The following is a 15,147-nucleotide window of genomic DNA, read 5'->3' on the forward strand; positions in this document are numbered from 1 at the left end:
ACAACTCCGTGTCCCAGCCGATGTCTTCCTTTCGGTTGACAAAGATCTTCGGCGTCGAGGATGACGCCCATGCGTATCAGGCACAGTCCCGACCGGACCGCGGATCAGCTGACAGCGAGCTGGGCCGGTGCGGCCCGCGAGGCCGATACGGACGACGCGCTGAGAGAACCGGCGAAGACCGGCGACCGGAACAGCGGCGGGCGGCTCGGGCGCAGGAAGTCCGGGCGGTCGCGAAGGCCCGGGAAGCGGACGGGCTTTCGCCGGTTCGTCAGCTGGCGCAAGGCACTCGCCTGTGTGATCGTCCTGTGCGCCCTGGTGACCGGCGCGTTCACCGTTCTCTACGTCGCCATCGACATCCCCCGGGCCAACGATCTGGCGAAGGCGCAGAGCAACGTCTTTCTGTACAGCGACGGCTCCCGTCTCGCCCGGACCGGGGAGATCAACCGGGAGACGGTTCCGCTCGACCGAGTACCGAAGGACGTGCGGTACGCGTTCGTCGCGGCCGAGAACAAGGACTTCTACAGCGACTCCGGCATCTCGCTGACCGGCACCGCCCGCGGCATCGTCAACACGCTGACGGGACAGGGCACACAGGGCGGATCGACCATCACGCAGCAGTACGTCAAGAACTACTACCTCAGCCAGGAACAGACCGTCACCCGCAAGTTGAAGGAACTGGTCATCTCCCTGAAGGTCGACCGGAGCAACACCAAGGACGACATCCTCGCCGGATATCTGAACAGCAGCTACTACGGCCGGCTCGCGTACGGCATCCAGGCCGCGGCCCGCGCCTACTACGGCAAGGAGGTCGAGGACCTCACTGTCGAGCAGGGCGCCTACCTCGCCGCGCTGCTGCAGGCACCCAGCCAGTACGACTGGGCCATCGCCGCCCCCGAGGCCAAACGGCTGGTCCAGCAGCGCTGGGGCTATGTGCTCGACAACATGGTCGGCGAGGGCTGGCTGGACAAGAACGAGCGGCAGCGGATGCGCTTTCCCGTGCCGCTGGCCCCCCAGCCCGGCGCGGGACTGTCCGGGCAGGCCGGCTATCTGGTGGACGCCGCCCGGCGGGAACTGACGGCCTCGGGCATCAGCGAACAGGAACTGGCGGGCGGCGGCTGGCGGATCACTCTCAACATCGAACCGGACAAACAGCGCGCACTGGAACAGGCGGTTCGGTCCGGAGACAGCAACAACAACAGCGACAGCGGCCGGCAGGCGCCGTCCGGCGCATCGGCGCAGGACCCGAACCGGCAGGCCGGAGCGGTTTCGGTGGATCCGCGGACCGGCCGCATCGTGGCGCTCTACGGCGGCCGCGACTACATGAAGCATTACCTGAGCAACGCGACCCGCTCCGACTACCAGGCCGGCGCCACCTTCGAACCGATTGCCTACGCCGCGGTGATGGAGGCCAAGAGGCAGAATCAGGGTGAGAGCGGCCTCAAACAGATCAGGCAGACCGCCGCAGACCTCGGCATCGCACCGGACGCCGGCGGCTTCACGGCACCGCGCGCCACGGAGCTGGGACTGATGGGCGTCAGCCCACTGGAAATGGCCGGTGTCTACGCCTCCCTCCACCACGAGGGCAAGAAGGTCACGCCGTCGATCGTGAAGTCGGCGCAGCGCGGCGAGGAGCGCACCTCGCTGCCGGGCGCGGTGGGCGGCCAGGCAATCGACCCCGGGACCGCGGAGCTGGTCATCTCCGACCTCGCCTTCTCGCCCGTCCGTGGCATCGGTCGGCGCGGCGGCGTCGGGCCGGAGGTGGCGGGCAGGACCAAGCAGATCGTCACAGCGGCGTCGGGTCCCACCGACGACAGGAAGGCCGAGTGGTACATCGGTGCCACCCCCGACCTCGTCACCACGGTCGCCCTCTTCGGCGAGGACGCCAAGACGACGAAGCAGGTCACGCTGCGGCACATCGGGGACGGCCACGCCGCCAGAATCTGGAACCTCTACACCGAACAGGCGCTGGGCAGGCAGTCCTCGGCCGTACCCGAGCCGGATTACGGGAGCGGGAGCGGTGACGAGGTGGCGGACAGCGGTCAGTAGCCCTGCCCCGGAGACCAGCGGTGGCGGGTCCGGACGCGGACCTGCCACCGCTGCTCAAGCCGCAGGGGCGCGCTGCCGTCAGGGGTTGTGAGGGGTGTTCGACAGGCGGTCCAGCCATTCGGCCATCAGTGCCGTCTCGGCGGTACTGAGCGCCGGGACGGGCGACCGGCGGACGAGGGCGCCCAGCCGGGCCGCCGCGGCCGGGAGCTGTGCTTCGTCTCCGCCGACGCCCGCGTCCGCCGCGCTCGGGGTGGCCTCGGGGCCGGACACGTCCGGGGTGAAGACGGCGGCGTGCACGGCGTCCCGTACGCGCCTCGAGGTGCTCTTGTCGGTGAACGTCGAAGGGCGGGATACGAGCATGAGCGCGACACCGACGTTGGCCGACATGACGATCTCGGCGGCCAGTTCGGGGGCGAGGCGGAGCTTGCCCTGGGCTGCGACGCGTTCCAGGTCCCTGGTGAGGATCTGGTGGGACTCCAGCGCCGCGGCCGGTGGCGTGCGCATCGCGGGGGAATTCATCAGCCGGTACAGGTTCGGGTTCTGCAGGGCGAAGTCCACATGGGTGTCCCAGCCGTTGCGCAGGTCCTCGACGGGGTCCGTGCCGGAGCTGCGCAGCCGCTTCGTCGCCAGATACTTGTCGAAGCCGTAGTCGACGACGGCCGACAGCAGGCCTTCCTTGTCCCCGAAGTGCCGGTAGAGCGCCGGGGCTCCCACCCGCGCGGCCTCACATACGGCCCGGGTGGAGACGTCCCCGTTCTCGGACCGCGCGACCAGCTCGGCCGCCACTTCCAGGATGCGTTCTCGAGTGCTCATCGGCAGGACGCTATCAAGGCCGGCGTAGCGCTGCTACGCGGACCGCGGACTCATGGTGCGCGTCGGTGCGAGGAGGTCCTGGAGCCCGATGCGGGTGAGGAACTGGGCGCGGATGCGGTCGGCGACGTCGCTGACCTCTTCGGAGCCGTCGTTCACGGGGTCGATGTGGACGCGGAAGGGGCGGGTGCCGTGCGGGGTGTCGACGACTTCGACGATGGCGTCGGCGACCTGGGCGACGTCTGCGTCGGCGGGCGCGAGAGCGGCCAGGCTGCTGGAGACCTGGTCCATCAGGCCGGCGTAGCGGGCCTCGTAGTCGGGGATGACGGTCTGCTCGGCGGGGTGGCCGCCGGTGGCGAAGTGGTTGGTGCCCGAGGTGAAGGAGCCGGGAACGATGATGGTCGTCTCGATGTTGAACCGTGCCAGCTCTGCGGTGTAGGAGACGGCAAGGGAGTCCATCGCGGCCTTGGCGGCGAAGTAGGGGGCGAGGTAGGGCGGGGTGCCGCCCCGGGTGGAGGTGGATCCGATCCACACCACGAGGCCGTTTTCCTGGGCGCGCAGGTGGGGCAGGGCGGCCCGGTTGACGCGCTGGGTGCCGAGCACGTTCGTGTCGTGGACGGCGGCGAGTTCGGCCGGCGTGAAGGCCTCGCTGGGGCCGGTGACCATGTGGCCGGCGTTGTGGATGATCACGTCCAGCGAACCGGCCTCGTCCACCACGGTGCTGACAGCGGCGTCGGCCGACTCCTGGGAGAGCACGTCGAGTTCGACCGTGCGCAGATCCACGTCGTGCTCGGCGGCGTAGGTCCTGGCATCGGTGACACGATCGGCGTTGCGCCCCTCGGTGTTGCGCATCCCCGCGTAGACGGTGTGGCCGGCCCGGGCCAGTGCCCGTGCGGCCAGGGCCCCGAAACCGGAACCGGCACCCGTAATGACGATCGTCTTGCCCATGACGTGACTCCTCGGACTGTTGAGCAGAAAAGGCTGGGAAGATGGCGGTGGGGGCGGGGGTCAGGCGATGCCGCCGTTGGCCCGCACGACCTGGCCGTTGACCCAGCGGCCGGGGCCGGCGAGGAAGGCGACGACCTCGGCGATGTCCTGCGGGGTGCCCAGGCGTTCCAGCGGTGTCTGGCCGGCCATCTTCGCGATGGTCTGCTCGTCCTTGCCGTCCAGGAACAGGGCGGTCGCGGTCGGCCCGGGGGCCACGGCGTTGACAGTGATGTCCCGTCCGCGCATCTCGCGGGCCAGGATCAGCGTCATTGCCTCGACCGCGCCCTTGGTGGCGGCGTAGGCGCTGTAGCCGGGTAGGGCCAAGGCCAGTACGGAGCTGGAGAAATTGATGATCGCGCCGCCGTCGCGCAGCCGGCGTGCGGCCTGCTGGTCGACGACGAACGTCCCGCGGATGTTGGTGCGGTGCATACGGTCCAGGGCGTCCAGGTCGGTGTCGACCAGCGGCGCGAGTGTCATGACACCGGCCGCGTGCACGACCACGTCGACCCCGCCGTAGGTGTCCTCGGCGGCGTCGAAGAGTGCCGACACCGCGGCCTCGTCTGCCACGTCGGCGCGGAACGCGATCGCCTGCCCGCCGGCGGCGGTGATGGCGGCTACCGTCGCCTCGGCCTCGGTGTGGTTGCCCGCGTAGTTGATGACGACCGCGAACCCGTCGGACGCCAGCCGCTCGGCGCTCTCCCGGCCGATGCCGCGGGACCCGCCGGTGACGATCGCTACCCGGCGTGAAGTGGTGGACTGCTCGCTCATGGCCTTTGCTCCCTGTCCCGACCGAGGTGGCGTTCTCCACCCCGATGAGAGCAACGCTAACACCAATACGTTAGCAACGCTACTCTCTGACGTAACGACGCTACGCCGGAAGTCGGCAGCCCGTACTGTGGCGCGAATGATCAGACACATACCGTTCGAGCGGCTGCACAACTTCCGGGATCTGGGGGGCTACAGCACCGCGGACGGCCACACCGTGCGGTGGGGCCGGCTCTACCGTTCCGACTCCCTGGCCAAGCTCGACGGCGCCGACCTCGACCGATTCCTCGCTCTCGAGGTGCGCACCGTGATCGACCTGCGCTACCCGTGGGAGATCGAGGCACGAGGCCGGGTTCCCGACCGCGAGGGGCTCAGCTACGTCAACCTCAGCGTGGAACACCGCCCCTACGACCAGGCGGCCATCGACCCCGGCGTCGACCCCTGGCGCTTCCTCGCCGACCGGTACGCGGAAGTCGCACTCGACGGTGCCAAGGAGCTACGTCAGGCGCTCGAGGTCATCGCGTCGAACACCAGCGGGCCGCTGGTGTTCCACTGCGCTTCCGGCAAGGACCGCACGGGACTGCTGGCCGCCCTGGTCCTCGCCCTCATCGGGGTGGCCGAGGACGATATCGCCGCGGACTTCGCGCTCACGGAACTGGCCACGGACCGGCTGATCGCCGACTGGCGGGCCGCCCACCCCGAGCGGACCCTGACGTGGCCCGGCTACGGACGAGCGCCGGAAGAGATCATGCGGCTGTTCCTGGCCGATCTGTCCGCCACGTATGGATCCGTGTACGACTACGCCGTCCGGCATCTCGGCGTCGACGACCACCTGATCGAACAACTGCGCACCCGGCTCCTGGAGGGCTGAGCCGCCCGGGCCGGGTGCACGCCGAACCCGGGCAGACCCGGGTTCAGCCCGTGGCAGTCAGCTGTCCCGGTCCGAGCCGGGCTCCCCGGACTCCGTGTCCCTGCCCTTGTCCGTGACGGACGGCGTCGCATCCGGGCCCGGCCGGTCCGTGGCGGCCGGGTCCAGGATGCGGTTCAGGAAGTTCCTGGTCCGCTCATGCTGCGGAGCGCCCACCACCTGCGCGGCCGGGCCCTGTTCGACGATCACGCCGCCGTCCATGAACACCACCCGGTCGGCGACCTCCCGGGCGAAGCTCATCTCATGGGTGACGACCATCATCGTCATGCCCTCCCCGGCCAGCAGCCGCATCACCGCCAGCACCTCCCCCACCAGCTCGGGATCGAGCGCCGAGGTCGGCTCGTCGAAAAGCATCACCTCAGGGTCCATGACCAGCGCCCGCGCGATCGCCACCCGCTGCTGCTGTCCTCCGGAAAGCTGCGCGGGGTAGGCGTCGGCCTTGTCGGACAGCCCGACTCGTTCCAGGTTCTCCCGCGCCACCTTCGCCGCGCGCGCCTTGTCCCGGCGCAATACGCGACGCTGCGGCAGCGTGAGGTTCTCGGTCACGTTCACATGCGGGAAGAGGTTGAACTGCTGGAAGACCATGCCGATACGGCGGCGTACCGCGTCGATGTCGACGTCGAGGTCGGTGACTTCCGTGCCACCGACGAAGACCTGGCCCGCGCTGGGTTCCTCCAGCAGATTCACACAGCGCAGCAGGGTGGACTTGCCCGACCCGGACGGCCCGATGACACAGACCACCTCGCCCCGCGCGATGTCGAGGTCGATGCCCCGCAGCACTTCGTTGTCGCCGAACGATTTGTGCAGACCCCGGATCTCGATCTCCGGCCCGTCGGCCCCAGCGCTCTCCACTGTCTCCGCCTTCTGTGACATCTCGTCCTCACCTGGCCTTTTCGGCACGAGCCTCGAGGCGGCGTACCACGAAGCTCAGCGGAATCGTCACCAGCAGGTAGCACAGCCCCGCCACCAGGATCGGCGTCGAGTTCGCGGTCTGACTCGCCAGATCGCGGCCGAATTTGGTCAGCTCGCGCTCCTCCAGCGTCACGCCGAGGAACAGCACCAGCGACGAGTCCTTGAAGAGCAGTACCAGCTCATTCGTCAGCGGTGGAATCACGATCCGGAACGCCTGCGGGATGATCACCGACACCATCGCCCGGGCTCTGGAGAAGCCCAGCGAACGGGCCGCCTCCATCTGCCCCTTGGGCACGGCCTGGATACCCGCCCGAATCGTTTCTGCCATATAGGCCGCAGCCACCAGTCCAAGACCGAGCGCGACCTTCCCGTACACACCGCCGGGGATCTGCGTTCCGGGGAACGCCAGCGGCACCGCCACACCGACGAAGATGAAGATCAGCAGGGCGGGCAGGCCGCGGAACAGCTCGATGTAGATGCTCGCGACCCAGCGGTACGGGGCCACCGACGACAACCGCATCAGCGCGATGATCAGGCCCAGCACCAGGCCGAAGATGAATCCGGAGACCGTGTACACCACGGTGTTGCGCAGCGCCGTGGTGATGATGGCCGGGAACAGCTCTTTGGCGAGGTCCTTCTGCGCGAACTGGTTCTGCAGCCGGTCCCAGTCGGCCAGAACGCCGATCAGGACCAGTACCGCCACGAACACCGCGTACTGGACGCCCTGCCAGACGCGGCGCCGCTGCCGCCGGGTCAGCCGAGAGGTCACGACTTGGCCTTGGGCAGCGGACCGATCCACTGCTGGTACAGCTTGTCGTACGTGCCGTCGGCCCGGGCGTCCGTGACCGCCTTGTTGATCGCCGCCAGCAGCTTGGCGTTGCCCTTCTTCACCGAGAAGCCGTACTGCTCACCGGTCTCGATGTTCTGGCCGAGGACGAACTCGGCCGCGTTCGCCTTGTCCTTCAGCCAGCCCTGGACGACCGGGTAGTCAATGACGACGGCGTCGACCTGGCCGGTGCGCAGCCCGTTGAGCACCGCGTCCGAACTCTCGAACGCGACCGGGTCGAAACCCTGGTCCTTGGCGTAGCTCTCGCCGGTCGTCTCTGCCTGGGCGCCGAGCTTCTTGTGCTTGGCCTTGATGTCGGCGAGCGACGTCACTCCGCTCTTCTTCGTCGCCAGCAGCGCCTGAGTGGCGTCGAAGTACGGGACGGAGAAGTCCACGTTCTTCTTGCGCTCAGGAGTGATCGTCATGCCGGCGGCGGCCAGATCGCACTCGCCGGAGTTGAGGAAGGCACCGGTCTTGAAGTTCTCGAACGGTGTGTCGAGGATCTTCTGCTCGACCTTCAAATTCTTGGCGACCAGATCGACCAGGGCCACGTCAAAGCCGACGACCTTGCCGTTCTGCTCGAACTGGAACGGCGGATAGGGCAGGTGGGTGCAGGTGGTCAGCTTGCCCTTCGCGACCACGGGGACGCCGCCCGCCGCCTCACCGGGGCCGTCACCACCGGAGGAACAGCCGACGGCGAGGAACATCCCGGCCGCGACAGCACCAACGGTGACGCGGGCCCGGCGGGTAGAGCGAGTGCGACGAGCACCGACCGACCACAACACAGCAGACCTCCAACGGAGCGGGTGGGTGGCGGACAGAACGGGGAGCCACCCGTCGAGATCGTAAAGCACCCGGGCCATGGGGTGACGGAGCTGTCCACGACACGGACCTGGTCAGGACGGTCGGGGCAGGCAATCAGTCCGTGGTCCATACCAAGACCTTGACAGGCCCTTAGTTCACTTCTTAAATCACGTAGTGAACTAAGTAACCCCCCACCTCGGTCGGCGCATCCCATCCGCATGCCCCCTTTGCGCCCCTTGTCTGTCATATGCATGACAGACCCCTTCCTCTTCATGCACCGGAAGGGAGAGTCATGGACTCCCCACGCTTGTCACGGCGCTTGTTGCTGTCTGTCTCTTCGGCTCTTGCCCTCGCGTCGCTCACCACCGGCCTGGCGAACGGTGAACCCGCGCCGGCGGTCGCCGCCACGCCCGCCGCAGTGCCCGCAGCCGTGCCCTTCTCCGACGACTTCGACGGTCCCGCGGGCTCCGCCGTCGACGCCGCCAAATGGCAGATCGAAACCGGCGACAACGTCAACAACCACGAACGGCAGTACTACACGGCCGGCAACCGCAACGCCGCTCTCGACGGGCAGGGCCACCTGGTCATCACCGCCCGCCGGGAGAACCCGGGCAACTACCAGTGCTGGTACGGCAGATGTGAGTACACCTCCGCCCGGCTGAACACCGCCGGCAGGTTCACCCGGGCGTACGGACATGTCGAGACCAGGCTGAAGGTGCCACGCGGCCAGGGCATGTGGCCCGCCTTCTGGATGCTGGGCCATGACATCGGCCAGGTCGGCTGGCCCGGCTCCGGCGAGATCGACGTCATGGAGAACGTCGGCTTCGAACCCTCCACCGTCCACGGCACCCTCCACGGCCCCGGTTACTCCGGCTCCGGCGGCATCGGCGCCGCCTACACGCTGCCGGGCGGCCAGGCCTTCGCCGACGCCTTCCACACCTTCGCCGTCGACTGGGCTCCCGACTCCGTGACCTGGTCCGTCGACGGCACGGTCTACCAGCGGCGTACGCCCGCCGATCTCGGCGGCCGTACCTGGGTGTTCAACAAGCCCTTCTTCCTGATCCTCAACCTCGCGGTCGGCGGCTACTGGCCCGGCGACCCCGACGGCAGCACCGCCCTCCCCCAGCAACTCGTCGTCGACCATGTGCGGATCAGCACCAGTGACAGCCCCGTACACCGGCAGACCTGACCTCTCCATCCCCACCCCTCACCGAGCCGTCCCACCGGCTCATCGGCACAGGAGAAACCGTGCTCAGATCGCAGCGAACGCCCGGAGCGGGACGCCACAGCTTCACCCGCGCCCGCCCCACACGTCCCCTCGTAGCCGCCTTCATCGTCGTGGCCTCGGCCGGTTCGGTGCTGGCTGCCGTCCCGACCACCCAGGCGGCCACCCCGCTGCGGGCGGCCGCCACTGCCGCCGCGCTGCCGTCCGGCTGGGCCACCGTGGTGAACAGCGGCAGCGGCAAGTGCCTGGACGCGCGCTCGGCCGCGACCGTGAACGGCACCGCCGTCCAGCAGTACGCCTGCAACAACTCCACAGCCCAGCAGTGGAGTTTCACCGCTACCAGCGACGGCTTTGTGCGGATCAACAACCGCAATGACGCCAACCAGGTGGCGGACGTGAGCGACGTGTCCACCGCCGACAACGCCGCGGTGCATCTGTGGACGTACGGCGGCGGCGACAACCAGCAGTGGCAGGCCGTGGACGAGGGCGGCGGCGCGTACCACTTCGTCAACCGCAACAGCGGCAAGTGCCTGGATGTCCCCTCCGCCTCGACGGCCGACAGCGTCCAGCTCGTGCAGTACACCTGCAACGGCACGGCGGCCCAGCGTTTCCAGGTCACGCCCGTCACCACCGCGCCCAGTGACGTCGACCTCGGTCCGAACGTGGTCGTCTTCGACCCGTCGATGCCGTCCTCGACCATCCAGAACCGGCTCAACGCGATCTTCCAGCAGCAGGAGACCAACCAGTTCGGATCCCAGCGCTACGCTGTCATGTTCAAGCCGGGCACCTACAGCAATGACGTCAACGTGGGCTTCTACACCCAGGTTCTGGGCCTCGGCCAGTCGCCCGACTCGGTGACGATCAACGGCGCGGTGCATGTCGAGGCCGACTGGTTCCCGCCGCAGAACGCCACCCAGAACTTCTGGCGCGGTGCCGAGAACCTCTCGGTGAACCCGACGGGCGGCACCGACCGGTGGGCGGTGTCCCAGGCGGCTCCGTACCGGCGCATGCACGTCCGCGGCAATCTCGCGCTGGACGACGGCGGCTGGGCCAGCGGCGGCTTCATGGCCGACACCAAAATCGACGGGCAGGTGCGGTCCGGTACGCAGCAGCAGTGGCTGACTCGCAACTCCCAGCTCGGCAGCTGGACCGGCGCCAACTGGAACATGGTCTTCGTCGGCAGCCAGGGCGTCCCGGCCACGAGCTTCCCCAGCCCGCCCTACACGACCGTGAACCAGAGCCCGACGGTCCGCGAGAAGCCCTTCCTGTACGTGGACAACGCCGGCGCCTACAAGGTGTTCGTACCGTCCCTGCGGGCCAACTCCTCGGCCACCACATGGGCCGGCGGCAACGCCGCCGGCGCCTCACTCGGCATGGACCAGTTCTTCGTCGTGAAGGCCGGCGCGACCGCCGCACAGATCAACGCCGCACTGGCCGAGGGGAAGAACCTGCTGGTCACCCCGGGCGTCTACCATCTGAACCAGACTCTGCGGGTGACCCGCCCCGACACCGTGATCCTGGGGCTCGGCCTCGCCACCTTCGTCCCGGACAACGGCGTCACGGCCATGACGGTCGCGGACGTCGACGGCGTCAAGGTCGCGGGCATCCTCTTCGACGCCGGTACGACCAACTCGCAGACCCTGATGGAGGTCGGCCCGGCCGGCTCCTCCGCCGGCCACTCGGCCAACCCCACGTCCCTGCACGACGTCTTCTTCCGGGTCGGCGGCGCCGCGGTGGGCAAGGCGACCACCAGCCTGGTGGTCAACAGCGACAACGTCATTGGCGACCATATGTGGATCTGGCGCGGTGACCACGGCACCGGCATCGGCTGGAACACCAATACGGCGGACACCGGACTTGTCGTCAACGGCGACAACGTGACCATGTACGGGCTGTTCGTGGAGCACTACCAGAAGCACCAGACGATCTGGACCGGCAACGGCGGGCGCACGTACTTCTACCAGAACGAGATGCCGTACGACCCGCCCAACCAGGCCGCCTGGATGAACGGCTCCACCCAGGGCTACGCCGCGTACAAGGTCGCCGACTCGGTCACCAGCCACCAGGCGTTCGGGCTCGGAAGCTACTGCTTCTTCAACGCGAATCCGAGCGTGACCGCCGAGCACGCCTTCGAGGTCCCCGACAACCCGAATGTGCGCTTCCAGAGCATGGTGACCGTCTCGCTCGGTGGCACCGGAACGATCCGCCATGTCATCAACGGCCGGGGTGGTCCTTCCAACTCCTCGACCAATGTGGCCAATCTCGTCAGTCATCCCTGACCCGTACTTCCCGCAGCACACCGGCCGGTCCGGATCCGACAGCCGTCGGGTCCGGACCGGCCTCCTCCGCACGGAAAGGTGGTTTCCGGATGCACGGAATCAGAAGCGGCTCGGCACGGATCGGCTTACGGGTGCTCCTGCTGCTGGCAATGCTCCTCGGCCTGAGCGCCGCTCCCGCGTACTCCGACACAATTGTCCTGCAGGCACCGCAGGGCCCGCAGGGCCCGCAGGGCCCGCAGGGCCCGCAGGCACCGCACGCCCCGCAGGCACCGGCGTTCAAGGTGATTGCCTTCTACAACGGGACCTGGGACGCGGCCCACATCAGCTTCGTCAAGGAAGCCAATCAGTGGTTTCCCGAGACCGCCGCACGCAACAACTTCTCGTACACCTCGACCAACAACTGGGATCTGCTCAGCAGCATCACACGGGACCAGTACCAGGTGGTGCTGTTCCTGGACGATCGGCCGCAGACGGCAGCCCAGCGCGCGGGGTTCGAGCGGTACATGCAGGCCGGCGGGGCCTGGATGGGATTCCACGTTTCCGCGTTCACCACCAACGCGCAGGAATGGCCCTGGTACCACAACCAGTTCCTCGGCAGCGGCAACTTCACGTCGAACACCTGGGGTCCGACGACCGCGGTGCTGCGAACCGAGGACAGGACGCATCCCTCGACCGTGGGACTGCCCGCCACCTTCACCTCGTCGGTGAGCGAGTGGTACAGCTGGCAGAACGACCTGCGCAACAACCCGGACATCAAGATCCTCGCGTCCGTCGACCCGGTGAGCTTCCCGCTGGGCACCGACCCCAACCAGTCCTGGTACAGCGGCTATTACCCGATCCTGTGGACCAACACCACATACAGGATGCTCTACGCCAACTTCGGCCACAACGCCATGGACTACGGCACGGGGACGACACTGTCCTCCTCGTTCGCCAGCGAGACACAGAACCGGTTCCTGGTGGACGGCCTGAAGTGGCTGGGCGGTGGTGCGGGTGATCCTGCGCCGACCGATCCGATATCCGAGACCGCGTGGTATTCACTCGCCGGCAGCGCGAACGGCGCCTGCGTGGACGCACGTGGAGCAGCCACCGACAATGGGACCGCGATCCAGCAGTACATGTGCAACCAGACCGCGGCTCAGCAGTATCAATTCCGCTCCACGGACAGCGGGTTCATGCGCATCGGCGTCCGCAACAACAGCCGGCAGGTCATCGATGTGGCCAATGTGTCGACCTCCGACAATGCTCCCCTCCAGCTGTGGTCCTACGGTGGGGGCACCAATCAGCAGTGGAAGCCGGTGCGGGAGTCCTCCGGGCGCTATCACTTCGTCGCGCGGCACAGCGGAAAGTGCCTCAGCACGCCTGCTTCCCCGGCGAACGGGGTCCAGCTGATCCAACGTTCCTGCGACGACTCGGCCGCCCAGAGTTTCCGGCTCACCGCACAGCCCTGACGGCCCAGGAGCGAGCGAGCCGCCGTGCGACGGTTATGAACGCGCGCGGCGGTCCCGGGCCGGCCGACCGCTCTACTCCCCCGCCGCGTCCCGCAGGGCGTCGATCAGCCCGCGCAGCGCGGGCTGGGGAAGCGAAGTCTCCCGTACTGCCGCGTAGATCCCGCGGACCGGCTCGGGGCCGCGGACCTTGCGTACGACGACACCCGGGTGCCGGTTTCCCAGTCCGATGAGCGGCATCAGGCTGATGCCGAGGCCCGCGGCGACGAACCCCTGCGCTGTGGCGTAGTCCTCGCTCTCCACCACGAAGTTGGGAGTGAAGCCCGCCGCGGCGCAGGCGTCGAGCACGATCTCGAGGCAGGGGCCGACCGGCCATTCGTTGCCGACCCACGGCTCGTCGGCGAGGTCCGCCAGATCGAGTACGCGTTTCGCGGCGAGGTGGTGACCCTTGGGCAGCACGGCCCGGTAGGGGTCGTCCAGCAGGTGCACAAGGCGGATGTCGTCGCGCGGCCGGTCACGGGGGTGGACCACGACGGCAAGGTCGGCGCGGCCCTGCTTCACCTCGGGCAGCGGGTCGGCGGGGTCGATCAGCTTGAGGTCGACCCGTATGCCCGGAAACTCACGGCGGAGCCCGGCCAGCGCCGGAGCCACCAGCGTGGCGCCGGCCGTGGCGAAGTAGCGGATCGACAGCCGACCCGTGCGCCCCTCCCGCAGGTCCGCGAGCGCTGTCTCCGCCTCGGCAAGGTTCTTGCTGATGATGGCCGCGTGCTCGGTGAGCAGGCGGCCTGCGGCCGTCGGCTGCACGCCCCGGCCGACCCGTTCCAGCAGCGCCGTTCCGGCCTGCTTCTCCAGCGCTGCCACCTGCTGACTGACGGCGGACGGCGTATAGCCGAGATTCGCCGCTGCCGCGGTCACCGAACCGCTGGTCACCACGGCCCTCAGGACCTGCATGCGTCGCACATCAAGCATGTAGGAGACGTTAACGGACCATGCAGCACTTTTCACTAGTCGTACAGCGTCGGCTGAGGCACGGTGGACACCGGACGAGCGAAGAGGGAGACGAAACGTGTTCAGCGGCGGACGTGGAACGTTGGTGCGGATGGGCGTGCTCGCCCTTCTGTGGGGATCGGGCTTCCTCTGGATCAAACTGGCCCTGAACAACGGCCTGTCGCCCGTCCAGATCACCTTCACCCGCTGCGCACTGGGCGCACTGGTCCTGGTCGCGCTGTGCTTCTCCGCGCGTCAGCGCCTCCCCCGCGACCGTGCCACCTGGGGCCATCTCGTCGTGGCCGCCTTCTTCTGCAACGCGTTGCCCTTCGCCCTGTTCAGCATCGGCCAGCAGACCGTCGACTCCGGAGTGGCGGGCGCTCTGAACGCGACAACTCCCTTGTGGTCCCTGCTGATCGGCATCGCCATCGGCACGGAACGCGGACCCCACCCGGTCCGCCTGGGCGGGCTACTCCTCGGATTCGCGGGCACACTGCTGATCTTCGCGCCGTGGCAGCAGAGCGGACTCGCAAGCTGGGGCACCCTGGCCATCCTCGCGGCGGCGGTGAGCTACGCCGTCGCGTTCGCCTACATGGGACGCAAGCTCACCGGCAAGGGCACCGCCCCCATCGCGCTCTCCGCGGCGCAGCTGCTCACCGCGACAGGCCTGAGCACGCTCGCTCTGCCCGCCGGCGGCCTCGAGTCGGTGCACATCAACCTGGTCGGCGTGAGTGCTGTCGTCGTTCTGGGGATCTTCGGCACCGGATTCACCTTTGCCCTCAACTACCGGCTCATCGCCGACGAAGGAGCGACCAGCGCCGCCACGGTCGGCTATCTGCTGCCGGTGGTCTCGATGGCGCTGGGCGCGATCGTGCTGAGTGAGGAGCTCACGGTCCGGGTCGTCGCGGGAATGGTCGTGGTGCTTGTGGGCGTCGGCCTGACCCGGTGGCGGAAGCGGACGCCGGCGCCATCGGCAGTGGTGACGAAGGAGACGTCGCTCAGCCGGCAAGCCGCGGCGTAGTGGTGGGGGGGCCGGGCGCCCCCCCGCCCCCCCCCCCCCCCGCTCGGAGCAGGGCGGGGTGGTATAAGTCACACACCCCCCCACCCGGCAACACAAAAAAAGACAACCC

Annotated in this window: 13 protein-coding genes; 6 read left to right on the forward strand and 7 right to left on the reverse strand. The window is 68.3% G+C overall.

Features of this window, described 5'->3' with window-relative positions:
• The first annotated feature begins 69 nt into the window (after nucleotides 1–69).
• Nucleotides 70–2,046, forward strand: a complete 1,977-nt coding sequence (locus ACFWDI_RS11705) for a transglycosylase domain-containing protein (protein ID WP_385303127.1) — start codon at nucleotides 70–72, stop codon at nucleotides 2,044–2,046.
• A gap of 78 nt (nucleotides 2,047–2,124) precedes the next feature.
• Here ACFWDI_RS11705 and ACFWDI_RS11710 read toward each other — a convergent pair whose 3' ends face one another.
• The 3 genes from ACFWDI_RS11710 to ACFWDI_RS11720 are packed head-to-tail and all read right to left on the reverse strand — an operon-like array spanning nucleotide 2,125 to nucleotide 4,611.
• The gene (locus ACFWDI_RS11710) at nucleotides 2,125–2,859 is read right to left on the reverse strand and encodes a TetR/AcrR family transcriptional regulator (RefSeq protein WP_385303129.1); all 735 of its coding nucleotides are present in this window, start codon (nucleotides 2,857–2,859) and stop codon (nucleotides 2,125–2,127) included.
• A 33-nt stretch (nucleotides 2,860–2,892) separates the two neighbouring features.
• A complete protein-coding gene (locus ACFWDI_RS11715; protein ID WP_385303132.1) occupies nucleotides 2,893–3,804 on the reverse strand; it encodes an SDR family NAD(P)-dependent oxidoreductase in 912 nt (303 codons plus the stop codon).
• A 60-nt stretch (nucleotides 3,805–3,864) separates the two neighbouring features.
• Nucleotides 3,865–4,611, reverse strand: coding sequence for an SDR family oxidoreductase (locus ACFWDI_RS11720; protein ID WP_385303133.1), 747 nt, complete (start codon nucleotides 4,609–4,611; stop codon nucleotides 3,865–3,867).
• A 136-nt stretch (nucleotides 4,612–4,747) separates the two neighbouring features.
• Here ACFWDI_RS11720 and ACFWDI_RS11725 point away from each other — a divergent pair, with 136 nt between their 5' ends.
• Complete coding sequence (locus tag ACFWDI_RS11725; protein WP_385303135.1) at nucleotides 4,748–5,479, forward strand: tyrosine-protein phosphatase; 732 nt, start codon at nucleotides 4,748–4,750, stop codon at nucleotides 5,477–5,479.
• Between the two features lie 57 nt (nucleotides 5,480–5,536).
• Here the strand turns inward: ACFWDI_RS11725 and ACFWDI_RS11730 are convergent, their stop codons facing one another.
• Genes ACFWDI_RS11730 through ACFWDI_RS11740 form a run of 3 tightly spaced genes read right to left on the reverse strand, consistent with a single transcriptional unit; the run spans nucleotide 5,537 to nucleotide 7,981 of the window.
• A complete protein-coding gene (locus tag ACFWDI_RS11730; protein ID WP_385303137.1) occupies nucleotides 5,537–6,409 on the reverse strand; it encodes an amino acid ABC transporter ATP-binding protein in 873 nt (290 codons plus the stop codon).
• A gap of 7 nt (nucleotides 6,410–6,416) precedes the next feature.
• A complete protein-coding gene (locus ACFWDI_RS11735) occupies nucleotides 6,417–7,247 on the reverse strand; it encodes an amino acid ABC transporter permease (RefSeq protein WP_385303139.1) in 831 nt (276 codons plus the stop codon).
• Nucleotides 7,214–7,981 carry an ABC transporter substrate-binding protein gene (locus ACFWDI_RS11740; protein WP_385303142.1) on the reverse strand — a complete coding sequence of 256 codons (768 nt, stop codon included), beginning with the start codon at nucleotides 7,979–7,981 and terminating at the stop codon, nucleotides 7,214–7,216. The genes ACFWDI_RS11735 and ACFWDI_RS11740 overlap by 34 nt, the downstream gene beginning before the upstream one ends.
• A 389-nt stretch (nucleotides 7,982–8,370) precedes the next feature.
• On the opposite strand from ACFWDI_RS11740, the gene ACFWDI_RS11745 reads away from it, so the two are divergent.
• The 3 genes from ACFWDI_RS11745 to ACFWDI_RS11755 all read left to right on the forward strand — a co-directional run bounded on the left by ACFWDI_RS11745 (nucleotide 8,371) and on the right by ACFWDI_RS11755 (nucleotide 13,033).
• Nucleotides 8,371–9,267: a family 16 glycosylhydrolase gene (locus tag ACFWDI_RS11745; RefSeq protein ID WP_385303144.1), complete on the forward strand. Its 897-nt coding sequence runs from the start codon at nucleotides 8,371–8,373 to the stop codon at nucleotides 9,265–9,267.
• Between the two features lie 167 nt (nucleotides 9,268–9,434).
• Nucleotides 9,435–11,582 carry an RICIN domain-containing protein gene (locus tag ACFWDI_RS11750; protein WP_385303273.1) on the forward strand — a complete coding sequence of 716 codons (2,148 nt, stop codon included), beginning with the start codon at nucleotides 9,435–9,437 and terminating at the stop codon, nucleotides 11,580–11,582.
• An 89-nt stretch (nucleotides 11,583–11,671) separates the two neighbouring features.
• Nucleotides 11,672–13,033, forward strand: a complete 1,362-nt coding sequence (locus ACFWDI_RS11755; protein ID WP_385303146.1) for a ThuA domain-containing protein — start codon at nucleotides 11,672–11,674, stop codon at nucleotides 13,031–13,033.
• Nucleotides 13,034–13,105: 72 nt separating this feature from the next.
• Here ACFWDI_RS11755 and ACFWDI_RS11760 read toward each other — a convergent pair whose 3' ends face one another.
• Complete coding sequence (locus ACFWDI_RS11760) at nucleotides 13,106–13,999, reverse strand: LysR family transcriptional regulator (protein WP_385303147.1); 894 nt, start codon at nucleotides 13,997–13,999, stop codon at nucleotides 13,106–13,108.
• Between the two features lie 130 nt (nucleotides 14,000–14,129).
• Between ACFWDI_RS11760 and ACFWDI_RS11765 the strand changes: the two genes are divergently transcribed.
• Entirely contained in the window at nucleotides 14,130–15,038 is a 909-nt protein-coding gene (locus tag ACFWDI_RS11765) for a DMT family transporter (protein WP_385303275.1), read from the forward strand.
• Nucleotides 15,039–15,147 lie beyond the last annotated feature (109 nt).

This window comes from Streptomyces sp. NPDC060064, assembly GCF_042736455.1.
GTDB lineage: Bacteria > Actinomycetota > Actinomycetes > Streptomycetales > Streptomycetaceae > Streptomyces.